Below are 21,891 nucleotides of genomic sequence, written 5' to 3' on the forward strand. Positions count from 1 at the left end.
AGTTACCTGAAGAGTCTGATGAGCCTAGACCCACAGGGGCGCGGGGAACTGCGCGACCAGCCACATACGACCCGCACCCGCAAACGAGACCAGCCCCAACGGCGATTCAGCGCACCTCGACAAAAGCCAACGCATCCCGCTCACTCCGAGCCGCAGGCGCTTCCGCCGCATGCCCCACAGCCACCGCCCCCATCGGATCCCACCCCTCCGGCAACCCCAACACATCCCGCACAACATCCCGGCAGAACATCGTCGAAGACACCCACGCCGACCCCAACCGCTCCCCGGCAAGCGCCACGAGGAAGTTCTGGACACCCGCCCCCGCCGCCACCACGAACATCTCCCGCTCGGCCCCGTCCCGCCGCGCATCCCCGTACGTGTGCGCCCCGTCCATGACGAGACACGGCACCACGAGATACGGCGCCCCGCGCAGCACATCCCCCCGCCGCACCCGCTTGGTGATGGACTCCTCGGACTTCCCGTCCCGCCGCAGATCCGCGACCCACGCGTCCCGCATCGCATCCAGCAACGCACCCCGCGACTCCGCCGACTCCAGCAGCACGAACCGCCACGGCGTCGTGTGATGCGGCGCCGGCGCGGTCACCGCCGCGGCCACGGCCCGCCGTACCGCACCGGGGTCGACCGGCTCGTCCGTGAAGGCCCGCACCGTACGACGCTGGGTCACCGCCTCCCGTACCGCCTCCGACGTCCCCAGCCGGAACATGTCGTCGCGCCCACCCCGCACCATGGCCCGAGCGCCCGCTCCGTAGTCCCCGGTCACTACATGCGGCAGCCCCCGCACCACCGCGACCGGCAACCCCGAGGCCTTGCCCTTGACAAGATCACCCGCGGCGGCCAGCTCGTCCGCCGTCGCCACAACCGTCGCGCTCAGCGGATTGCCGTACGCATCCGCACCCCCGCGCAGATCGTCCAGCACGTGCACCCCCGCGGCGCCGATCGCGACGTCCGTGAGCCCCGTGCGCCAGGGCCGCCCGAAGGTGTCGGTGACGACGACGCCGATGGTGACGCCGAGCGCGTCCCGCAGCCCGTCGCGGATCGCGCGCGCGGACGCGTCCGGGTCCTCGGGCAGCAACAGCACAGTGCCCGCAGGGGTGTTGGAGGCGTCGACCCCGGCGGCGGCCATGATCAGCCCCTGCCGGTTCTCCACGATCCGCAGGGTTCCGCGCCGCGCCACGACCCGTACGGTCTCGGCGTCGATCGCGGCCTCCCGGTCGGCCGCCTCGACGACCCGACCCTCCGCCTTGGACACGATCTTCGAGGTGACGAGGAGCACGTCCCCGTCGACGAGCCCGGGCTCGGCCGCCGCGATCAGCTTGGCCAGGTCGTCCCCGGCCGCGACCTCCGGAATCCCGGGCACGGCCCAGACCCGGTAACCCTCCACCGGTGGCACTTCGCTCATGCCGCCCGCACCTCCTCCGCCAGCGCCAGCGCCTCCCGCGCCATCCGCGCGGTCGCCTCGGTGTCGGTCATCATCAGCGGTACGGCCCGGCAGCGGATGCCGGCCGCCTCCACGTCCGGTACGGCCGCCGCGTCCACGGTGTCGACGAGCCAGCCGTCGAGCAGCCCGGAGCCGTAGTGCTCGGCCACCGCCGTGGCCGTGGACTCGACGCCCACCGCCGCGAGCACCTTGTCGGCCATCCCGCGCACGGGCGCGTCCCCGACGATGGGGGAGAGGCCGATCACGGGCACTCCGGCGTCGGCGATCGCCTCGCGGATGCCGGGCACGGCGAGGATGGTGCCGACGGAGACGACCGGGTTGGACGGCGGGAAGAGGATGACGTCCGCCTCCGCGATCGCCTCCAGGACCCCGGGCGCGGGCTTGGCCTGCTCGGCACCGACCGGCACGACCGCCTCGGCGGCCACGGACGCGCGCAGCCGTACCCAGTACTCCTGGAAGTGGATCACCTTGCGCTCGCCGTGCACCTCGACGGCGACATGCGTCTCGACGCGGTCGTCCGTCATGGGGATGAGCCGCACTCCCGGTTTCCAGCGGTCGCACAGCGCCTCGGTGACCGCGCTCAGCGGAAATCCGGCGCCGATCATCTGCGTCCGCACGATGTGCGTGGCGAAGTCCCGGTCGCCGAGCCCGAACCACTCCGGCCCGACCCCGTACGCCCCGAGCTCCTCCTTGAGGTGGAAGGTCTCGTCGGCCCGACCCCAGCCCTGCTCCTCGTTGATGCCGCCGCCGAGCGTGTACATCACCGTGTCGAGGTCCGGGCAGACCTTCAGCCCGAAGAGGTGGATGTCGTCCCCCGTGTTGCCGATCACCGTGATGTCCGCGTCCGGCACGGCCTGCTTGAGACCGCGCAGGAACCGGGCACCACCGATACCGCCTGCCAGAACCACAATGCGCATGGGGACAAGTCTTGCAGGCGGGTGTGACAACGCGGCAGGCAGTCACCGCATCGCGAACCGGACGGCCACCACATCGACCGGTTCCGATCAGGCGGTCACGGCGTCGACCGGTTCCGAACCAGTGCGCCGCGCGCAGGCCGTGTGCATCGGCATCTCGGTCAGGCCGGGGAAGTAGACGTGCAGGCTTATGGCCGGTTCGAGGGTGTCGTTGACAACCTCGTGGACGTACCCCGGCGCGAACACCCGCTGCGCGCCCGCCCCCAACGCGCGCGTGCCCCGCTCGGTGCGCTCGGTCAGCGTGCCGTCCAGGACGGTCAGCACACCGGAGGAGGGGCCGTGGTCGTGCAGTCCGCTGCCCTGTCCGGGCACCCAGGACAGCAGCCACACCTCGTAGCCGGGTCCGGTGCGCAGCCGGTGGTACCAGCGGGTCGTCGCGTCGTACTCGACGAGGTGTTCCCACTGGGAGCGGTCGGCGGCGACGGAGCGTGCCAGGCCGACGAACTCGGCCACGGTGGCCGGGTGTTCGCGCCGGGCCTGGAGGAGGTGCGGGACTTCGAGGATGTCGCCGGCGATCTGGAGGTCGCTGTCGCTGTTCATGGGGGTGCGGTGGTTCCTCGGCGTAAGAAGTAACGGCGGGGGATGGGTGTCACCAAACAGACAAGCAAGGGGGGCCGGAGCGCGTGGGGCTCAACAGCCGGAACAGCAACAACAGCTGCAGCGAGCGTGGGCAGCACCGAGGGACCCGGCGGTGCGGGTCGAGGTGAGTGCCAAGTTCGCGAGCATGCCCACAAGAACATCGGTTCACACCCGCACTGTCAACTCGACGCCCGGTATGTGGGACATGTTTCACCTCATCCGGTTCATCTCCGAGGTGAAAGGTTTGTTCAGTCGCCTACCGGGACACATGGCGCACAACCGGGCGCACAAACCCCAGTGGAACGAGATCGAACTCCTGGGCGTCCTCCCCCGTACAGGCTCCGTCCCGGGGTAGGAGGCCCACGAGGGTCTCCTCTGCTTGTCAAGGTTTATGCCGATTTGAACACTTTCCGCTAGGCCTTGGTTCCGCAGAGTGAATAAGGGGCCCAATAGCAGATCTCGGCTTGACTCGCCCGGAGCAGCACACTTGTAATTTCACTCGTGTCGTTCAGCCGACATCGGTAACGGCTACATCACGGGGACGCGAAAGACAGACGAGGGGCGCACATGACCGAGCTGGTGCAGCAACTGCTGGTCGACGACGCGGACGAGGAACTCGGCTGGCAGGAGCGCGCGCTGTGCGCCCAGACCGACCCCGAGTCCTTCTTCCCCGAGAAGGGCGGCTCCACCCGCGAGGCCAAGAAGGTCTGCCTCGCCTGTGAGGTCCGCTCCGAGTGCCTCGAATACGCCCTCGCCAACGACGAACGCTTCGGCATCTGGGGCGGCCTCTCCGAGCGCGAACGCCGCCGGCTCAAGAAGGCCGCCGTCTGAACCGGACGGCACACCTCGGGATCTACCTCGGGACCTACTGAACGGCCCGTCGCAGCTGGGTTATCCACAGGCGGCGGGCCGTCGCTGTGCCCAGCCGATAGTGTGGGCGCTCGTCCGAGACGTACCGCAGTCCCCTCGGGACGCAGGCGTCCACCGCAGTCCATCGAACCGGGGCCCGTACCTCGATGTCCGTGCACAGCCACACGGCAGCCCAACACGACGCTGCCACTCCTGAGTTCCCGCGTCACGTGGTGACCGCGGTGCTCGTCTCCCACGACGGCGCCCGCTGGCTGCCCGACGCGCTCGCCGGGCTGCTCGGCCAGGAGCGCCCCGTGCAGAGCGTCATGGCCGCCGACACCGGCAGCGCGGACGACTCCGCCCAGCTCGTGACCGACGCCCTCGGCGCGGACCGCGTGCTCCACCTCGCCCGCCGCACCGGCTTCGGCCAGGCCGTCGAGGAGGCCAACCGCACCGCGCCCCTGCTGACCCCGGACGACCTGCCGTACCTGAAGCGCCCCAGCGGCTGGGACCCCGTCACGCGCACGTGGCGCGACGACGCCTACGACATGCCCGAACTCCCGCACGGCGAGCCCGTCCAGTGGCTGTGGCTGCTGCACGACGACTCCGCCCCGGAGCCGGACGCCCTGGCGCAACTGCTGCGGGTGGTGGACCAGGAGTACGAACTGGGCCGCGAGGACGTGGCCGTCGTAGGCCCCAAGCTGCGCGGCTGGTACGACCGGCGGCAGCTCCTGGAGGTCGGCGTCACCATCGCCCACTCCGGGCGCCGCTGGACCGGACTCGACCGCCGCGAACAGGACCAGGGTCAGCACGACCACGTACGGCCCGTGCTGTCCGTGTCCACCGCCGGCATGCTGATCCGGCGCGACATCTTCGACGAACTCGGCGGCTTCGACCGCCGGCTGCCCCTGATGCGGGACGACGTCGACCTGTGCTGGCGCGCCACCGCGGCCGGCCACCGCGTCCTGGTCGCCCCCGAGGCGGTCGTACGGCATGCCGAGGCGGCCTCCCGCGAGCGCCGCGCGGTCGACTGCGCGGGCCGCACCGTCGCCTCCCCGCACAAGGTCGACAAGGCCGGCGCCGTCTACACCCTGCTCGTCAACAGCCGTACGGCCGTGCTGCCCTGGGTCCTCTTCAGGGTCGTCGTCGGCACCCTGCTGCGGACCGTCGCCAACCTCGTCGGCAAGGTCCCCGGACAGGCCCTCGACGAGATCCGCGGCCTCCTGGGGACCCTGTTGCGCCCCGAGCGGATCCTCGCCGGACGGCGCAGGCGAAGCGGCGCGCAGATCGACAAGGCCGAACTGCGGCCCTTGTTCCCGCCACCGGGCGCGACCGTGCGGGCCACCCTGGAACAGGCCGCCGCCAGCTTCGTCGACACCTCCGACCCCGAGATCACCTCCGGAGCCGGCCGGCACGGCGGCGCCGTCGAGTCCGGACCCGGTGGCGACGACGCGGACTTCCTGGAGATCGAGCAGTTCGCGCGCGTGAAGCGCATCGCCCGCAAGCCGGGCCCGGTGCTGTTCCTGGTGCTACTGCTCGTCTCCCTCGTCGCCTGCCGCGACCTGCTCGGCAGCGGCGCGCTCAGCGGCGGCGCGATGCTGCCCGCCCCGGGCGACTCGAGCGAACTGTGGTCCCGCTTCCTGGACTCCTGGCACCCGGTGGGCGCGGGCGGCACCCCGTCCGCGCCGCCGTACCTCGCGCTCATCGCGATGCTCTCCTCGCTGCTCTTCGGCTCGACCGGCATCGCGGTCACGGTCCTGCTGGTCGCCTCCGTCCCGCTGGCCGGCTTCACCGCCTACTTCGCGTCCCGCCCGCTCGTCGAGTCGCGCCTGCTGCGCGCCTGGGCGGCCGTCGTCTACGCCTTCCTGCCCGCCGCCACCGGCGCCCTCGCGGGCGGCCGCATCGGCACCGCCGTGCTCGCCGTGCTGCTCCCGCTGATGGCCCGCGCGGGCATCGCGGCCGCCGGCCTGACGCACGCCTCCGGGACCCGCGGCAGCTGGCGCGCCACCTGGGCGTACGCCCTGCTCCTGACGATCACCACGGCCTTCACGCCGATCATCTGGCCCATCGCGCTGATCCTCGGCATCGCACTCCTGGCCGTGCGCCGGGGCGACATCACCGCCTACGGACTGCGCTTCCTGGCCCAGTTCGGCACCCCGCTGCTGATCCTGGCGCCCTGGTCCCTGACGCTCCTCCCGTTCGGCTTCTTCCAGCAGGCCGGCCTGGAGTACGGCTCCGGGGCCGCGTCCGCCCTCGACCTGCTCGGCGCCAGCCCCGGTGGCCCCGGCACGGTCAGCGGCCTGATGCTCATCGGCATCGTGCTGGCCGCACTGGCCGCCCTGCTGCGCAGCGAGCGCACCTTCGGCATCTGGACCGCCTGGGGCGTCGCCCTGATCGGCCTCGTCTTCGCCGTCCTGTCCAACAGCTCCACCTGGGCGGGTCCCGCGACCCTCGTCTACGGCCTCGCCCTCCTCGCCGCCGCCGCGCTCGGCGCCGACGGGGCACGCGCGCGTGTGGCCGAGCAGAGCTTCGGCTGGCGCCAGCCGGTGGCCGTGCTGATCGCCTTCGCCTCGGCCGCGGGCCCGCTGCTCGTCGCCGCCGGCTGGATGATCCGCGGCGCCGACGGCCCCCTGGAGCGCCGCGACCCGACCCAGGTGCCCGCGTTCGTCGCCGAGGAGAGCGGCACCCAGGACCAGGCCCGCACCCTCGTCCTCGACAGCGACTCCACAGCCCACGTCGGCTACATGCTGGTGCGCGGCTCCGGCGCCCGCATGGGCGACGGCGAGTTCGCCGCGACGGACGGCGAGAACACCAAGCTCGACAAGGTCGTCGCCAACCTCGTCGCCGGTTCCGGCGCCGACCAGGCCGACGAACTCGGCGGCTTCGCCGTGCGCTACGTCCTCGTCCACAAGGGCGCGCCCCGCGAGGTCAGCCGCGTCCTGGACGCCACCCCGGGCCTCAGCCGCCTCAGCCAGGCCGACGGCAGCGCCCTGTGGCGGGTGGACGAGGAGGTCTCCCGCGCGGCCATCGTCACCGGTTCCGCCACCCCGAAGCCCGTCGCCGCCGGACCCGTCGACATCCACACCACGATCCCGTCCGGCGCCACCGGCCGCGTCCTGCGCCTCGCCGACACCGCCGCCGCGGGCTGGACAGCCACCCTGGACGGCAAGCCGCTGACCCGCACCACGGTCGACGGCTGGGCCCAGGGCTTCCAACTCCCCGCCACCGGCGGCACGTTGGACGTCACCTACGACGACCCGATCGGCCACACCGCCTGGCTGTGGACCCAGGGCGCGCTCGCCCTCGTCCTCGTCGTGCTCGCCCTGCCGGGCCGCCGCCGTGACGTCGACGACGACCTCCCCGAGGAGGAGCTGATCCCGGCCCAGGCGGTCGCGGGCGAGGGCCGCCGCGCCCGCCGCCTGCGCGCCCAGGCGGAGGCCGAGTCCACCGACCAGACCGACGAGACCGCGGACACCGGGCAGTTCGACGCGTTCGCCACCAACACCCCTCCTCCTGTGGAGGAGGAGGTCGCCGCCGCGATCCCGCAGCAGCAGTCCTACGGAGAGTGGGACGCGGCGAGCTACGCGGGCGCCGAGTACAACACCTACGGCGGCGAGCAGTACCAGGCCAACGAGCAGTACCAGGCGGGCACTTACGACCAGTCGTACCAGGCGGACCCCTACCAGGGCGGCCAGTACGACCCGTACGCCTACGGAGGCCAGCCCCCGACACCGGCCTACGACCCGACGTACGACCAGGGCTACGACCAGAACCAGGGGCAGAACCAGGGCTACGACCCGAACTACGACCCCGCCTACGACCCGACGTACGACCCGGCCCAGCAGCCTCCGCACGGCAATGAGCGCCCCGACGGGAGCCAGCAGTGAACCGCACCACCCTGTCCTTCCTCGCCGGCGTGGCCGCGCTCGCCGCCGTCACCGGGTTCGCCGAGATGAAGGCCCCGGCCGCGTCCGGCGCCGACACCGCCAAGGCGGCCGCCCAGCTGCCCGTGGAGCGCACCAGCCTGCTCTGTCCGGCACCCAGCACCTCCGACCTCGCCGACACGTCGTACACGTCCTTCACGCCCGTCACGACGGGCACGGGAAGCAGCGGCAAGGCCGCGCTCCAGTCCGCCACCGAGGAGTCCGGCGACGGCACGAGCAGCAAGAAGAAGCCCGCCAAGCCCGTCCTGGAACCCAAGGACCCCGGCACCCCGGCCACCGGCGACAGCTCCGGCGCCGACTCGCCCGCGCTGCTCGGCACCGCCGAGGGCAAGTACGCGCCCGGCTGGACCGTCCAGGAGACCACCGAGGTCGCCGCGGGCAACGGACGCGGCCTCCAGGGCGTCAACTGCACCGCTCCGGACACCGAGTTCTGGTTCCCGGGCGCCAGCACCTCCGCCGACCGCACCGACTACGTGCACCTCACCAACCCGGACGACTCCGCCGCCGTCGTCGACATCGACCTCTACGGCAAGGACGGCGACCTCAAGTCGACGGTGGGGGAGGGCATCACCGTTGAGCCGCACGCCAGCGAGCCGATCCTGCTGTCCACGCTCACCGAGGACCAGCAGACCGACCTGACCGTGCACGTGACCGTGCGCAGCGGCCGGGTCGGAGCGTCCGTGCAGGCCCTCGACGCCAAGCTCGGCGGCGACTGGCTGGCCGCGTCCACCGACCCGGCGGGCAGCCTGGTCATGCCGGGCATCCCGAAGGACGCCACCTCCGTGCGGCTGATCGCCTTCACGCCGGGCGACTCGGACGCCGACCTGAAGGTGCGTCTTTCCTCACCCACAGGGATGATCACGCCGGCCGGGCACGAGACCGTGCACGTGAAGGCGGGCATGACGACAGCCGTCGACCTGGGCGATGTCACACGCGGCGACCCCGGCTCCCTGGTGCTGACGCCGACCGACCAGTCCGTACCGGTCGTCGCGGCTCTCAAGGTCGTACGGGGCAAGGGCAGCAAGCAGGAGACGGCGTTCATCCCGGCGACCAGCCCGGTCGGCACGCGCGCGACGTCCGCCGACAACAGCGGCAAGGGCTCCACGCTGTCCCTGGTCGCGCCCACCCGCACCGCCACGGTCAAGGTCACCGCGTCCGCGGGCAGCGGCGGCGGTACGCCGGTCTCGAAGACGTACACGATCAAGGCCGGCACCACCGAGGACGTCGAACTCCCGGTCCCCGGCGGCCTGAAGGGCACATACGCGCTGACGGTCGAACCGCAGTCGGGCGGCCCGGTGTACGCGGCCCGGACCCTGTCGGCGACCGAGGAGGGCGTACCGGGCTTCACGATCCAGACACTGCCCGACGACCGGGGAACGGTGTCGGTGCCGCAGACGGACGAGGACCTGTCGGTCCTGCAGAAGAAGTAGCAGTCGGGGGCACGCGCGCGTGGGGAGGTCAGTCCTCCCCGTAGCGCGGATCGACCGTCTCCGGGGTGAGCCCCAGCAGTTCGGCGACCTGTTCCACGACGATCTCGTGGACCAGGGCGGCCCGTTCGTCGCGCCCCTTCGTGCGGATCTCCACCGGCCGCCGATAGATGACCACGCGCGCGGGGTGCCCCTCACGGGCGGCGATCGTGCCCCCCAGGGGCACCGATTCGTCGTTCCAGCCCTCGCCCGCACCACCCAGTCGAGGGACTTCGAGGACGAGGAAATCGATGTCGGACAGCTGCGGCCAGCGTCGCTCCAGGCGCTCCACGGAGTCCTGCACCAGATCGGCGAACGCGTCCGCGCGGCTCGCGGCGAGCGGAACCTGCGGCGGTGCGATCGGGCCGCGCATGCCCCGGCCGTGGCGATCGCGGCGGCGGGGCCCGGGTCCGGCGGCAGGGGGCGGTACGGGGGTGTCCATCACTGGTGAAGCGTAGTCCCCGCCGGGTCCGGCCGTCCGACTCCACTCGCCGTCCGGCCCTCCGCACGCCATGTCGCCGGATGACCATTCCGGCCAAGGTTGGGCTCGATTCCGTATGTCTCCAGGACCGTCGCTCTCAAGGCAATTGACGGTGTTTGTGCCGAGTGGTGACCGGGTCCGACCCTGTTCGATATCCCGGGAAGGGGTGTCCGTGCAGGTCAGCGGCGTGTTGCTGGAGGTGTGTGTGGGGCGTTTCACAGCCCGACACGGTGGAGTGACCTGGGGGAGAGTCGTCGCGGCCCGCTCAAGAGTGCGGTACCGTCCAACGTCGTGAGCCCTGTACGTCGCTGTTCGCGCACCGCTTGCGGCCGCCCCGCCGTCGCGACGCTGACGTACGTCTACGCCGACTCGACCGCGGTCCTCGGCCCGCTCGCCACCTACGCCGAACCCCACTGCTACGACCTGTGCGCCGAGCACTCCGAGCGCCTCACCGCACCCCGCGGCTGGGAGGTCGTCCGGCTGCTCGACAGCTCCGCGCCCGCCCGCCCGAGCGGCGACGACCTGGAAGCACTCGCCAACGCCGTACGCGAGGCGGCCCGCCCCCGGGAGCGCGCGGCCGAGGCCGGCGGCGGAGGCGGCGCCCGCACGGCGGACCCGATGGAGGTCGCACGCCGGGGCCATCTGCGGGTACTGCGCTCACCGGACAACTGACAGCGCCCGTCCGCGAGTTCGTTCAACGATCCCACGGTGACCGCGTCCCCCGAGATGCACTTGCTGCGCAGAGCGTTGCCCTGAGCCCAGGTAAGAGTCTGTGGACGGCTCAGTTACCGCACGTCGCGCTGTCGGTGCGGGCGGGTAGCTTTGGGGCGACCAACAGGACTTTCCGGAGGGACGGCCGTGTCTGCTGATCTGTCACAGCTCGTGAAGGCGTACGACGTACGGGGCGTCGTCCCGGACCAGTGGGACGAGTCGCTGGCCGAGCTGTTCGGAGCGGCCTTCGTCCAGGTGACCGGCGCGAGCGCGATCGTGACCGGACACGACATGCGCCCCTCGTCCCCCGGCCTGTCCGCCGCCTTCGCACGCGGGGCGGCGGCACGCGGCGTCGACGTGACCGAGATCGGCCTGTGCTCCACGGACCAGCTGTACTACGCGTCGGGCGCGTTCGACCTCCCCGGCGCCATGTTCACGGCCTCGCACAACCCGGCGAAATACAACGGCATCAAGATGTGCCGGGCGGGCGCGGCCCCCGTCGGCCAGGACACCGGCCTCGCCGAGATCCGCCAACTCGTCGAGTCCTGGCTGGACTCGGGCGCCCCGGAGGTCTCCGGACCGACGGGAACGATCACCCAGCGGGACACGTTGGAGGACTACGCGGCGCACCTCCGCGGCCTCGTCGACCTGACCTCCATCCGCCCCCTGAAGGTCGTCGTCGACGCGGGCAACGGCATGGGCGGCCACACCGTCCCGACCGTGTTCGCCGGCCTGCCGCTCACGCTGGTGCCGATGTACTTCGAACTGGACGGCACCTTCCCGAACCACGAGGCCAACCCCCTCGACCCGGCCAACATCGTCGACCTCCAGGCACGCGTCCGCGAGGAGTCCGCCGACCTCGGCATCGCCTTCGACGGCGACGCCGACCGCTGCTTCGTGGTCGACGAGAACGGCGACCCGGTCTCCCCGTCCGCGATCACCGCCCTGGTGGCCTCCCGCGAGCTGGCGAGGAACGGCGGCAAGGGCGTGATCATCCACAACCTGATCACCTCCTGGTCCGTCCCGGAGGTCGTCAAGGAGAACGGCGGCACACCGGTACGCACACGCGTGGGCCACTCCTTCATCAAGGCCGAGATGGCGAAGGCCGGCGCGATCTTCGGCGGCGAGCACTCCGCGCACTACTACTTCAAGGACTTCTGGAACGCCGACACGGGCATGCTGGCCGCCCTCCACGTCCTCGCCGCGCTGGGCGGCCAGGACGGCCCCCTCTCGGCCCTCGTGGCCCAGTACGACCGCTACGTGGGCTCCGGCGAGATCAACTCCACGGTCGACGACCAGCAGGCCCGCCTCGCGGCGATCCGCGCGGCGTACGAGAACCAGGCCGACCTGACTCTCGACGAACTCGACGGCCTCACCGTTTCCTCCACCGACTGGTGGTTCAACGTCCGCCCGTCCAACACGGAACCGCTGCTGCGGCTGAACGCGGAGGCGCGGGACGAGGCGACGATGACGAAGATGCGGGACGAGGTGCTGGGGATCATCAGGGGGTGACGGTGCTCCGGCCGGCGGTGATTCTCGATGCCGGTCGGTAGATGCAGCGCGTCCGGCGTCTGAGGCCGAGTTCACCGTCCCGAACCCCCACCCGCCCGGAGGGGGCGCGCCTTTCCGACGCCGGCCGGTATTTTCAGCCCGTCCGGCGCTTGAGGACGAGGCCGTTCAGGCCGAAGCGGGGGTCTGGGGGCGCAGCCCCCAGGTACGTCGGCCCCAACCCCGGCAAGCACTCCCCACCGGCGGTAACCTGACCAGGCACATCCGCACGCACCGTCGTAGACATTCGCCCTGGAGGGACACCCCATGCCGCTCGAAGCCGGCCTCCTGGAGATCCTGGCCTGCCCGGCCTGCCACGCCCCCCTCAAGGAGCAGGACACCGAGCTGATCTGCACCGGCGAGGACTGCGGACTGGCCTACCCCGTCCGGGACGGCATCCCCGTACTCCTCGTCGACGAGGCCCGCCACCCCGCGTAACCGACGACGACGCGATCGGAGGCCGCCGCCCATGCTCGACGAATCGCTGCTCGACTCCCCGGACGCGCTGACCGAGGCCGACCGCCGAGCCCTGCTCCGCGGTGCCGCCGAAGCCGGCGCCCGGGTGCGCACGGCCGCCCGGCACGCCGCCGAGGCAGGCGTCAACGACCTGAAACCGGACGGCCGTCCCCGCGCCATCCTGATCGCGGGCCCCGGTGCCGCCGCGACCTGCGTCGCCGACCTGCTCGGCAGGCTCGCCGGCGCCAGCAGCCCCGTCACCCGCCTGGCACCCACCGGCGTCGCCCCTGCGGCCGGCGCCCTCCGCTGGGAACTCCCGGGCTGGGCAGGCTCCGTGGACCTGCTGCTGATCACCACCCCGGACGGCACCGAACCCGGCCTCTCCCTGCTCGCCGAGCAGGCCTACCGCCGCGGCTGCACCGTCGTCGCCGTAGCCCCGTCCCGCAGCCCGCTCACCGAGGCGGTGGACGGCGCGCACGGACTCTTCGTACCGATGGCGACGGCACCGTATGAGCACGACGAGCCCCTCGCCGCCTCCGCCCCCGGAGTCCTCTGGGCGCTGCTCACACCGCTGCTCGCGATCCTGGACCGCACCGGGCTGCTCAGTGCGCCGCCGGAGGCCCTGGAGAAGGTCGCCGACCGCCTCGACCAGGTCGCCGAGCGCTGCGGGCCCGCCGTCGCGACGTACAGCAATCCCGCGAAGACCCTGGCCGCCGAACTCGCCGACTCGCTCCCGGTGATCTGGACGGAGGGCACGTCCGCGGGCCCGGCGGGACGTCGGTTCGCCGCCGCGCTCGCGGAGTTGGCCGGCCGCCCCGCGCTCGTCTCCGAACTGCCCGAGGCGCTCGCCGAGCACAACGCGCTGCTGGCCGGCCCGCTCGCCGCCGGAGCCGACCCCGACGACTTCTTCCGCGACCGCATCGACGAGGCACCCGCGCTGCACGCACGCGTGGTGCTGCTCCGGGACCGTCCGATCGGCGGTCTCACAGCCGCTCCGACCGCCCGTGACCTGGCCCTCAGCCACGACACGCCGATCAGCGAGCTGGAGCCCGAGGAGGGCGGCGAGTTGGAGACCCTCGCGGAGCTGATCGCCATGACGGATTTCGCCGCCGTTTACCTGGCGCTCGCCTCGGGCGCCTGATCTTGTCGTCGAAGCCCTGAGCCGCCGTACACCGTCGTACGGGGCGCGAAGCCACGTCGTACCCAGGTCGTCCTCGGGTCGTACGCAGAGAGAACCGGTAGAGAGCCACATGGACCGCCTCGACAACACCGTCCGCCCCTACGCCTGGGGTTCCACCACCGCCATCCCCAAGCTGCTCGGCGTGGAGCCGAGCGGCGAGCCGCAGGCGGAGATGTGGATGGGCGCGCACCCGGGGGCACCCTCGCGCACCGCGCGCGGGACGCTCGTCGAGGTCATCGAGGCGGCTCCGGAGCGGGAGTTGGGCGAGAAGGCGGTCGCGAAGTTCGGCCCGCGGCTGCCCTTCCTCCTGAAGATCCTCGCCGCCGGCGCCCCGCTCTCCCTCCAGGTGCACCCCAACCTGGAGCAGGCCAAGGAGGGTTACGCCGACGAGGAGCGCCGGGGCATCCCTGTGGACGCCCCGCACCGCAACTACAAGGACGCCAACCACAAGCCCGAACTGATCTGCGCGCTCACGGAGTTCGACGGCCTGTGCGGCTTCCGCGACCCGCTGCAAGCCGCTGACCTGCTGGCCGGCATCGGCGTCGACTCCCTGAAGCCGTACGTCGACCTCCTGCACGCGCACCCCGAGGAAGCCGCCCTGCGCGAGGTCCTCACGGCGATCCTCACCGCCGACCCCGAGGAGATGCGCCACACGGTCACCGCGGCGGCGACCGCCTGCACCCGCCTCGGCGGCGACTACGCCCCCTACGCCGACATCGCCCACCACTACCCCGGCGACCCGGGCGTCATCGCGGCGATGCTCCTGAACTACGTCCGCCTCCAGCCCGGCGAGGCACTGTTCCTCGGCGCCGGCATCCCGCACGCCTACCTCGACGGCCTCGGCGTCGAGATCATGGCCAACTCCGACAACGTCCTGCGCTGCGGACTCACGCCGAAGCACGTCGACGTCCCCGAACTCCTGCGCATCGTCAACTTCGAGGCGAGCGACCCGGGAGTACTGCGCCCGGAGGCGTCCCCCGACGGCGAGGAGGTCTACGAGACCCCCATCGACGAGTTCCGGCTGTCCCGGTACGTCCTCCCGGAGGGCGCCGGCGCCCACGACCTCACCCTGGACACCCCGCAGATCCTGCTCTGCACGGCCGGTTCGGTGCGGGCGGGCGAGTTCGAACTGGCTCCCGGCCAGTCGGTCTTCGTCCCGGCCGGAGACAAGGCCGAGGTGTCCGGAGTCGGCACGGTCTTCCGGGCCACTGTGATCGTATGACCGGGCTTGTGGATACCTGACGAGCCGTCGCCGGGCAGGGCTGCAAGAATGGCCCACCGGCAAAGGACGGGCAAAGACGGTCGGACGGCCGATCCGGGGCACACGTCCCGCGTAGACGTACGAAGGCGAAGGGACACCGCGAACACATGAGCGCGTCAGGCGGCACCAGGGCGATCGTGGCGGCACTCGGCGCCAACCTCGCGATCGCGGCATCGAAGTTCGTCGCGTTCGCCTTCAGCGGCTCGTCCTCGATGCTCGCCGAGGGCGTCCACTCCCTAGCCGACTCCGGCAACCAGGCCCTGCTCCTGATCGGCGGCAAGAAGGCCCAGCGCGAGGCCACCCCCCAGCACCCCTTCGGCTACGGCCGCGAGCGCTACATCTACGCCTTCCTCGTCTCCATCGTCCTCTTCTCGGTCGGCGGCATGTTCGCCGTCTACGAGGGCTACGAGAAGATCAAGCACCCCCACGACATCGAGCACTGGTACTGGCCGGTGGGCGTCCTCGTGTTCGCGATCATCGCCGAGGGCTTCTCGTTCCGTACGGCCATCAAGGAGTCGAACGAACTGCGCGGCACGCACTCCTGGTCGCAGTTCATCCGCCGCGCCAAGGCCCCCGAGCTGCCGGTGGTCCTCCTGGAGGACTTCGGCGCGCTCATCGGCCTGGTCCTCGCCCTCGGCGGCGTCGGCATGGCCCTGCTCACCGGCGACGGCATCTGGGACGGCATCGGCACCCTCTGCATCGGCATCCTGCTCATCCTGATCGCCCTGGTCCTGGCCGCCGAGACCAAGTCGCTGCTGCTCGGTGAGTCCGCCGGCATCGAGGACGTCAAGAAGATCGAGGCCGCCATCGTCGACGGCCACACGGTCACCGGCATCATCCACATGCGCACCCTCCACCTCGGCCCCGAGGAACTGCTCGTCGCCGCCAAGATCGCCGTCCAGCACGACGACACGGCCGCCGAGGTCGCCACGGCGATCAACGCGGCCGAGTCCCGCATCCGCGAAGCCGTCCCGATCGCCCGCGTGATCTACCTCGAACCCGACATCTACAGCGAGTCCGAGGCCACCAAGGGCCCGGACCGGGAGGCGACCCCCGGAGGCCCGGCCCAACACCCCGCCGAGCACTGAGTTCGCAGCCCCCGCTAGACCTGCCGCACGGGCCACGGCGCCACCGGCGCCGTCCTCCGTCGTCGTACGAACGCTGCGATGCCCAGGCCGACACCGACCAGGGCGAGGATGACCCCGCCGATGGCAGCCGTTCCGAAGGCGATGGGGACCTTACGGTCGTCGGTCACCCGGCCCCGTACGGCGGAATCGGCCACTGTCCTGTCGTGGTCGCTCGCGAAGAAACGCGAGTCCCTCGAGTTCGCCCGGTTGTCGCCGAGCAGGAACAGTCGCCCCGTCGGGACCTTCACGTCGTACGTCTTGTGCAGGCCGTCGACATCACCCTGGTTGACGTACGGCTCCGCCAGCGGCTTTCCGTTCACGGTGATCCGCGCGTCCGTGCCCGAACCCGTGCAGCACACCACACGGTCACCGCCCACCCCGACGACCCGCTGCATCACATTCGCGCTGAACCCGTAGCGGTCCGGCGCCGAGAACAAGACGACGTCACCGCGGTGCACCTCACTGCCGTCGACCTTCTCGAAGATGATCCGGTCGCCCGGCTTGTACGTCGGTGACATGCTCTGGCTGCTGATGCTGGAACTCCCGTACGAGTTCCCCGCGTACACGAGGGAGCCGAGCGCCAGCACCACCCCCGACAGCCCCACTACGACGGCCGTTATCCCGAGTCCCCGCCCCTTGCCCGACATCGTTTCCCTTCCCATGCGGCACTTCCGCGGCGCAGAGGGTAGCGGGTGTCTGTGAACGGACTGTGCGGGCTCGAATCGGCCGACCGATCTCGCTCAGCGGAGCGTCCCGCGAGACCGATCAGAGGCTCCTGACCTCCGCGCATCCCGCGACATCCGATGCCGGAAACCCGTTCCGACACCGGGCGCGCGCCGGAGTTCGGCTGGATCTGTCCGGAGCGGACTGGGGCGGCCGCGCCTACCGGTGTAGCTTGGGACGGAGCCAGACGTCGCTGCTGATGGCGGTCGGGCGGTCCCACCGCGGACCGACCGAGGGAGAGAGGGCCTCCGACGGACTGCGCTGCGCGTACGGGGGCATTGCCGTGCCCTCCTTCGGGCACTCCTGTGTCCGCCGCCGCGCAGACCAGCCGTACCCACCTCGCCCCAACCCCGAGGAGTACCTCGCAATGACGACTGTCGACAACCGACAGGACTTCAAGGTCGCCGATCTCTCCCTGGCCGAGTTCGGCCGCAAGGAGATCACCCTCGCCGAGCACGAGATGCCCGGCCTGATGTCGATCCGCCGGGAGTTCGCCGCCAGCCAGCCGCTGGCCGGCGCCCGCATCATGGGCTCGCTGCACATGACCGTGCAGACCGCCGTCCTCATCGAGACCCTGGTCGCCCTGGGCGCCGAGGTCCGCTGGGTGTCCTGCAACATCTTCTCCACCCAGGACCACGCGGCCGCCGCCATCGCGGTGGGCCCGAACGGCACGCCCGAGAACCCGCAGGGCATCCCGGTCTTCGCCTGGAAGGGCGAGACCCTGGAGGAGTACTGGTGGTGCACGGAGCAGGCGCTGACCTGGCCGAACACCCCCACCGGCGGCCCGAACATGATCCTGGACGACGGCGGCGACGCCACCATGCTCGTCCACAAGGGCGTCGAGTACGAGAAGGACGGCAAGGTCCCCTCCCTCGACACCGCCGAGTCCGACGAGCACCGCGTCGTCCTCCAGGTCCTCCAGCGCACCATCAGCGACGGCTCGCAGAAGTGGACCCAGCTCGCCTCGGACATCCGCGGCGTGACCGAGGAGACCACGACCGGCGTGCACCGTCTCTACGAGATGCACCGCGACGGCACCCTCCTGTTCCCGGCGATCAACGTGAACGACGCCGTCACCAAGTCGAAGTTCGACAACAAGTACGGCTGCCGCCACTCCCTGATCGACGGCATCAACCGCGCCACCGACGTCCTCATCGGCGGCAAGACCGCGGTCGTCTGCGGCTACGGCGACGTGGGCAAGGGCTGCGCGGAGTCCCTGCGCGGACAGGGCGCCCGCGTGATCATCACCGAGATCGACCCGATCTGCGCACTGCAGGCGGCGATGGACGGCTACCAGGTCACGACGCTGGACGAGGTCATCGACAAGGCCGACATCTTCGTCACCACGACCGGCAACAAGGACATCATCATGGCCGCGGACATGGCCAAGATGAAGCACCAGGCGATCGTCGGCAACATCGGTCACTTCGACAACGAGATCGACATGGCCGGCCTCGCCCAGATCCCGGGCATCGTCAAGGACGAGGTCAAGCCGCAGGTCCACACCTGGAAGTTCCCCGACGGCAAGGTCCTCATCGTGCTGTCCGAGGGCCGCCTGCTGAACCTGGGCAACGCCACCGGCCACCCCTCGTTCGTGATGTCCAACTCCTTCGCGGACCAGACCCTGGCCCAGATCGAGCTGTTCACCAAGCCCGAGGAGTACCCGACCGACGTCTACGTGCTGCCCAAGCACCTCGACGAGAAGGTCGCCCGCCTCCACCTGGACGCGCTCGGCGTGAAGCTGACCACGCTCCGCCCCGAGCAGGCCGCGTACATCGGTGTCGAGGTCGAGGGCCCGTACAAGTCGGACCAGTACCGCTACTGAGCCGACGACCCCGCCCGCTGGACCGCGTCCGTGCACTGACGCGGCCCAGCGGCAGGACTCACCAACAGATCCTCCGAGGCAGGCCCCCGCACCCCCGTGGCGGGGGCCTGCCCCTTTGGTTCCTTTGGCCGGACCGGCCCGTCAAGACCCAGGACCCCGATGCCCCGCGGCCGATATTCGCTCCACGATCCGCACGATCACACCCCCCTCGCAGCAGAACACTTCCAGTGCGCCCCCGGCCCGTCCGGCTGGCGTTATGTCTCCCAACTCACCACCCCCTCCGGTGAGCACAGTGGCTCCGTCGACCTCACCCTCGACGAACTCGGCCGCCCCATCCGTCTGGAACTCCACGCGGCGAGCTGGCAGGTGCGCGGTGCCGCCCTCGACGGCGTCACCTGGGTCCGCACCGACCCCACCGGCACCGATGCCACCGAAGGCAATGTCAGCGCCCACGCCTTCACCGGCACCTCCCCCGCGTTCCTCATCGCCACCACCCGTCTCCTGCGCCTCACCCCTTCCTCCGCAGCGACCCGCGTCCGCCTGGTCACCTTCACGGACCCGGTCCTCGCTCCGCGCACCGTGGACCAGTCCTGGGCCTTGCTGAAAAGAGAAACACACGGCACTGACAACGGCCCCCTGCCCGTGGACGAATACCAGGTCACAGCCCTGGACACGGGCGAACAGCACGCCGTACACGTCGCCGGAGACGTCGTGCTCGCGGCGCCCGGCATCGAGCTGGAGGAGCTGGAGTCGCCACCGTCCGTCTTCGGCTGAGCGGCCGCGTTGCGGGCCGTTGCCGGGGCAGGGCAATGCGGTCTGGTTACGGCAGGGTCAGGCGGGCGGCGCGAACCCGGTGGAGGGCCGGGCCTCGGCCGGCGACGGGTTCTGCGGCACTGGAGGCTGGGGAGCAGGTGTCTGGGCACTGGGCGCGACCGGTTCGGCCCGTGTGTGCGGAGGGGGAGTGGCGGCGGTCGGCCAAGAAGCAGGCGCAGGCGCGGGACCGGAGCCAAAAGGCTGCTGAGGCGCCGGCGACGGCTGGAGCGCCGAGTTGCCGAAGGCGCCCGGCACGCCCGCCCCAGGCCTGAACCCGCCGACCGGTGCACCCCCGGCCGCACCGTTTCCGAAGGCCCGCCGCACATCCCGTGCCTGCCGCTCCTGCACCACCGCAGCCAGATACGCGGCCGGCGGAACACCCTGCGGCGCCGGGGCACCCGTACGAGCTGCGAGATCCGTGGCGAGCCGCTCGGCCATCGCCCAGCCGACCTGCGGATCCAACTGCTGCATCCGCGTCAGGTACTGCCGGATGGCCAGCCACAGCCCGTCCGGAACGGCCGACAGATCGAGCTCGGCGAAACGTCCCGTCAGCCACATCGGCGGGGGAGGCACGAAGGCCGTCTGCCCGGCGGGCACCCTTTCCCGGACGACCAGAGTGCCGGCGAACACATCCCCGAGCCGCCGACCGCGAGCCGAGACGAGCGAGGCGATACACGCGACGACCCCGAACGTCATCTGGATCTCGATCACACCTATCGCACCGCGCACCAGCGCGTGCCGGAACCGGATCGGCCCGCCGTCGTCCCGCACCACGCGCAGCCCGAACGCCAGCTTCCCGAGCGATCGCCCATGGCTCAGCGTCTCCACCGCTATGGGCCCGCCCACCAGCACCAGCACGAAGGCAGCGATCGACAGCGCGATCTGTGCCGCATCGTCCAAAGAGGCCGTGGACAAGATCAGCACCACGGTCACGCCGGTATAGGCGGCTACGGCCACGATCAGATCGAGCAACACCGCCAGCGCCCTGCTGGGCAGTCTCGCGGGGCGCAACTCCAGCGCCACCGCCTCGCCCGTCACCAGCTCACTCACGCCTGCCGTCCTTCCCCTGCCCTGCCCCTGGAACAGCCAGTCTGCCAAGCTGAGGGCACATCGCGCCCCAGTACGACAAGCTGATCCCGAACCAGTAGTCGACGAGCAGCCGAGGAGCAGGCAACCAGATGGACCTCGACGTCTTCGTCTCGGCCCACCGATCCGAGTGGGACCGCCTCGACGCGCTGCTCCGCCGCCAGCGTCGCCTCAATGGCGCCGAGGCCGACGAACTCGTCGCCTTGTACCAGCGCACGGCCACTCATCTCTCCCTGATCCAGTCCAGCGCCCCGGATCCTCAGCTCACCGGACGGCTCAGCCAACTCGTGGCACGCGCGCGTAGTGCGGTGACAGGAACCCGTCGGGCCTCATGGCGCGATGTCACGCGTTTCCTGGGACATAGTTTTCCGGCCGCGGTCTACAGAGCACGCCACTGGTGGGTCCCCACCGCACTGCTGTCGACCGTGGTCGCGGTCCTCCTTGGCTGGTGGATAGGCACCCACCCCGAAGTGCAGTCCTCCATCGCGGCCCCGAGCCAACTGCGCCAACTCACCCGCCCCGGTGGCGAATACGAGACCTACTACTCCAGCCACCCGGCGGCGGCCTTCGCGGCACAGGTCTGGACGAACAATGCCCAGGCCGCCGCGATGTGCCTGGTCCTCGGCGTCTTCCTGGGCCTACCGGTCCTCTGGATTCTGTTCGAGAACATGCTGAACCTCGGTGTCGGCATCGGCCTGATGTCGTCGGCAGGCCGGCTCGACACGTTCCTCGGCCTGGTCCTCCCGCACGGCCTGCTCGAACTCACGGCGGTCTTCGTCGCGGCCGGCACCGGGATGCGCCTCGGCTGGACCCTCATCGACCCCGGCCCGCGCTCGCGCCGCACGGCCCTGGCCGAAGAGGGCCGAGCCGCTGTGGGCATGTCGATCGGCCTGGCCCTGGTGCTGTTCGTCTCCGGCGCCATCGAAGGCTTCGTCACCCCCTCGGGCCTCCCCACCTGGGCCCGCATCGGCATCGGCATCGTCGCCGAAGGAGCCTTCCTGACGTACGTCTACGTCCTGGGCGGTCGTGCCGTACGCGCCGGTGAGACGGGCGATGTCGAGGCGGCCGAACGCAGCTCGACTGTGCCCACGGCCGCCTGATGTGCGGTCGCTCCTGCTGAGCTGCTAGTCTCCTCTTCGCCCCACAGGAGCCGTTGACACGGACCGGTTGGGGAGGTAGATTCGAACAGTTGCCTAGAACTGGATCTGGTCCGGTCGGCGACAGTGAGTGTCTGTCTGCTTCTGGAAACTTCGATTTCCAAGAAGCCACACTCCCGATGAATCGGAAAAGAGCGGCCGGTCAGTCCGGTCCAGAACTTCTGATAAAGTCGGAACCGCCGGAAAGGGAAACGCGGAAGCGGAAACCTGGAAAGCACCGAGGAAATCGGAACCGGAAACGGTCTGATAGAG

At 70.9% G+C, this 21,891-nt stretch carries 19 protein-coding genes; 12 read left to right on the forward strand and 7 right to left on the reverse strand.

From position 1 onward, the window contains the following. Positions 1–106: 106 nt before the first annotated feature. The 3 genes from OO70_RS45870 to OO70_RS45880 form a co-directional block, all read right to left on the reverse strand. Entirely contained in the window at positions 107–1,420 is a 1,314-nt protein-coding gene (locus tag OO70_RS45870) for a coenzyme F420-0:L-glutamate ligase (protein ID WP_043686081.1), read from the reverse strand. Then, positions 1,417–2,376, reverse strand: a complete 960-nt coding sequence (cofD, locus tag OO70_RS45875; RefSeq protein WP_043686084.1) for a 2-phospho-L-lactate transferase — start codon at positions 2,374–2,376, stop codon at positions 1,417–1,419. Before cofD ends, OO70_RS45870 begins: the two co-directional genes overlap by 4 nt. Positions 2,377–2,463: 87 nt before the next feature. After that, complete coding sequence (locus OO70_RS45880; RefSeq protein ID WP_043686086.1) at positions 2,464–2,973, reverse strand: cysteine dioxygenase; 510 nt, start codon at positions 2,971–2,973, stop codon at positions 2,464–2,466. Positions 2,974–3,579: 606 nt separating this feature from the next. On the opposite strand from OO70_RS45880, the gene OO70_RS45890 reads away from it, so the two are divergent. The 3 genes from OO70_RS45890 (at position 3,580) to OO70_RS45900 (ending at position 9,235) form a co-directional block, all read left to right on the forward strand. After that, positions 3,580–3,843: a WhiB family transcriptional regulator gene (locus OO70_RS45890; RefSeq protein ID WP_003975777.1), complete on the forward strand. Its 264-nt coding sequence runs from the start codon at positions 3,580–3,582 to the stop codon at positions 3,841–3,843. A 185-nt stretch (positions 3,844–4,028) separates the two neighbouring features. Continuing rightward, positions 4,029–7,748, forward strand: a complete 3,720-nt coding sequence (locus OO70_RS45895) for a glycosyltransferase (protein WP_078651826.1) — start codon at positions 4,029–4,031, stop codon at positions 7,746–7,748. Continuing rightward, positions 7,745–9,235: a DUF5719 family protein gene (locus tag OO70_RS45900; RefSeq protein ID WP_043686091.1), complete on the forward strand. Its 1,491-nt coding sequence runs from the start codon at positions 7,745–7,747 to the stop codon at positions 9,233–9,235. The genes OO70_RS45895 and OO70_RS45900 overlap by 4 nt, the downstream gene beginning before the upstream one ends. A 28-nt stretch (positions 9,236–9,263) precedes the next feature. Here the strand turns inward: OO70_RS45900 and OO70_RS45905 are convergent, their stop codons facing one another. Further along, on the reverse strand, positions 9,264–9,713 hold the full coding sequence (locus OO70_RS45905; protein WP_078651827.1) for a metallopeptidase family protein: 450 nt from the start codon (positions 9,711–9,713) through the stop codon (positions 9,264–9,266). A gap of 279 nt (positions 9,714–9,992) precedes the next feature. On the opposite strand from OO70_RS45905, the gene OO70_RS45910 reads away from it, so the two are divergent. The 6 genes from OO70_RS45910 to OO70_RS45930 all read left to right on the forward strand — a co-directional run bounded on the left by OO70_RS45910 (position 9,993) and on the right by OO70_RS45930 (position 15,996). Beyond that, positions 9,993–10,424: a DUF3499 domain-containing protein gene (locus OO70_RS45910; RefSeq protein ID WP_078651832.1), complete on the forward strand. Its 432-nt coding sequence runs from the start codon at positions 9,993–9,995 to the stop codon at positions 10,422–10,424. Positions 10,425–10,610: 186 nt separating this feature from the next. Continuing rightward, on the forward strand, positions 10,611–11,975 hold the full coding sequence (locus tag OO70_RS45915; protein WP_043686098.1) for a phosphomannomutase/phosphoglucomutase: 1,365 nt from the start codon (positions 10,611–10,613) through the stop codon (positions 11,973–11,975). 303 nt (positions 11,976–12,278) lie between these two features. After that, the gene (locus tag OO70_RS53250; RefSeq protein WP_019072213.1) at positions 12,279–12,449 is read left to right on the forward strand and encodes a Trm112 family protein; all 171 of its coding nucleotides are present in this window, start codon (positions 12,279–12,281) and stop codon (positions 12,447–12,449) included. A gap of 31 nt (positions 12,450–12,480) precedes the next feature. Further along, positions 12,481–13,608, forward strand: a complete 1,128-nt coding sequence (locus tag OO70_RS45920; RefSeq protein WP_043686104.1) for an SIS domain-containing protein — start codon at positions 12,481–12,483, stop codon at positions 13,606–13,608. A gap of 109 nt (positions 13,609–13,717) precedes the next feature. Then, positions 13,718–14,869 carry a mannose-6-phosphate isomerase, class I gene (gene manA / locus OO70_RS45925; protein ID WP_043686107.1) on the forward strand — a complete coding sequence of 384 codons (1,152 nt, stop codon included), beginning with the start codon at positions 13,718–13,720 and terminating at the stop codon, positions 14,867–14,869. A 146-nt stretch (positions 14,870–15,015) separates the two neighbouring features. Further along, complete coding sequence (locus OO70_RS45930) at positions 15,016–15,996, forward strand: cation diffusion facilitator family transporter (RefSeq protein ID WP_043686109.1); 981 nt, start codon at positions 15,016–15,018, stop codon at positions 15,994–15,996. A 14-nt stretch (positions 15,997–16,010) separates the two neighbouring features. On the opposite strand, the gene lepB is transcribed toward OO70_RS45930, so the two are convergent. Beyond that, positions 16,011–16,697 carry a signal peptidase I gene (gene lepB, locus OO70_RS45935; RefSeq protein ID WP_234337095.1) on the reverse strand — a complete coding sequence of 229 codons (687 nt, stop codon included), beginning with the start codon at positions 16,695–16,697 and terminating at the stop codon, positions 16,011–16,013. A 428-nt stretch (positions 16,698–17,125) separates the two neighbouring features. On the opposite strand from lepB, the gene ahcY reads away from it, so the two are divergent. Both ahcY and OO70_RS45945 read left to right on the forward strand, forming a co-directional pair. Beyond that, positions 17,126–18,583, forward strand: a complete 1,458-nt coding sequence (gene ahcY, locus OO70_RS45940; protein WP_043686111.1) for an adenosylhomocysteinase — start codon at positions 17,126–17,128, stop codon at positions 18,581–18,583. Between the two features lie 159 nt (positions 18,584–18,742). Further along, the gene (locus OO70_RS45945; RefSeq protein ID WP_043686113.1) at positions 18,743–19,357 is read left to right on the forward strand and encodes a hypothetical protein; all 615 of its coding nucleotides are present in this window, start codon (positions 18,743–18,745) and stop codon (positions 19,355–19,357) included. A gap of 57 nt (positions 19,358–19,414) precedes the next feature. Here OO70_RS45945 and OO70_RS45950 read toward each other — a convergent pair whose 3' ends face one another. Further along, on the reverse strand, positions 19,415–20,446 hold the full coding sequence (locus tag OO70_RS45950; protein ID WP_199827534.1) for an RDD family protein: 1,032 nt from the start codon (positions 20,444–20,446) through the stop codon (positions 19,415–19,417). A 128-nt stretch (positions 20,447–20,574) separates the two neighbouring features. On the opposite strand from OO70_RS45950, the gene OO70_RS45955 reads away from it, so the two are divergent. After that, positions 20,575–21,582, forward strand: a complete 1,008-nt coding sequence (locus OO70_RS45955) for a stage II sporulation protein M (RefSeq protein WP_043686114.1) — start codon at positions 20,575–20,577, stop codon at positions 21,580–21,582. Positions 21,583–21,675: 93 nt separating this feature from the next. On the opposite strand, the gene OO70_RS56400 is transcribed toward OO70_RS45955, so the two are convergent. Then, on the reverse strand, positions 21,676–21,891 hold a 216-nt coding region (locus tag OO70_RS56400; RefSeq protein ID WP_234337096.1), incomplete at its 5' end, for a hypothetical protein.

The organism is Streptomyces xylophagus (assembly GCF_000716435.1).
Taxonomy (GTDB): Bacteria; Actinomycetota; Actinomycetes; order Streptomycetales; family Streptomycetaceae; genus Streptomyces; species Streptomyces xylophagus.

What these genes read in the sequence shown, in the direction of transcription:
- cofD (WP_043686084.1), bottom strand. Translation starts at nt 2,376, where the DNA reads ATGCGCATTGTGGTTCTGGCAGGCGGTATCGGTGGTGCCCGGTTCCTG.
- OO70_RS45880 (WP_043686086.1), bottom strand. Translation starts at nt 2,973, where the DNA reads ATGAACAGCGACAGCGACCTCCAGATCGCCGGCGACATCCTCGAAGTC.
- ahcY (WP_043686111.1), top strand. Translation starts at nt 17,126, where the DNA reads ATGACGACTGTCGACAACCGACAGGACTTCAAGGTCGCCGATCTCTCC.
- OO70_RS53250 (WP_019072213.1), top strand. Translation starts at nt 12,279, where the DNA reads ATGCCGCTCGAAGCCGGCCTCCTGGAGATCCTGGCCTGCCCGGCCTGC.
- OO70_RS45945 (WP_043686113.1), top strand. Translation starts at nt 18,743, where the DNA reads ATGCCCCGCGGCCGATATTCGCTCCACGATCCGCACGATCACACCCCC.
- OO70_RS45870 (WP_043686081.1), bottom strand. Translation starts at nt 1,420, where the DNA reads ATGAGCGAAGTGCCACCGGTGGAGGGTTACCGGGTCTGGGCCGTGCCC.
- OO70_RS45920 (WP_043686104.1), top strand. Translation starts at nt 12,481, where the DNA reads ATGCTCGACGAATCGCTGCTCGACTCCCCGGACGCGCTGACCGAGGCC.
- lepB (WP_234337095.1), bottom strand. Translation starts at nt 16,697, where the DNA reads ATGGGAAGGGAAACGATGTCGGGCAAGGGGCGGGGACTCGGGATAACG.
- manA (WP_043686107.1), top strand. Translation starts at nt 13,718, where the DNA reads ATGGACCGCCTCGACAACACCGTCCGCCCCTACGCCTGGGGTTCCACC.
- OO70_RS45890 (WP_003975777.1), top strand. Translation starts at nt 3,580, where the DNA reads ATGACCGAGCTGGTGCAGCAACTGCTGGTCGACGACGCGGACGAGGAA.
- OO70_RS45895 (WP_078651826.1), top strand. Translation starts at nt 4,029, where the DNA reads ATGTCCGTGCACAGCCACACGGCAGCCCAACACGACGCTGCCACTCCT.
- OO70_RS45930 (WP_043686109.1), top strand. Translation starts at nt 15,016, where the DNA reads ATGAGCGCGTCAGGCGGCACCAGGGCGATCGTGGCGGCACTCGGCGCC.
- OO70_RS45905 (WP_078651827.1), bottom strand. Translation starts at nt 9,713, where the DNA reads ATGGACACCCCCGTACCGCCCCCTGCCGCCGGACCCGGGCCCCGCCGC.
- OO70_RS45955 (WP_043686114.1), top strand. Translation starts at nt 20,575, where the DNA reads ATGGACCTCGACGTCTTCGTCTCGGCCCACCGATCCGAGTGGGACCGC.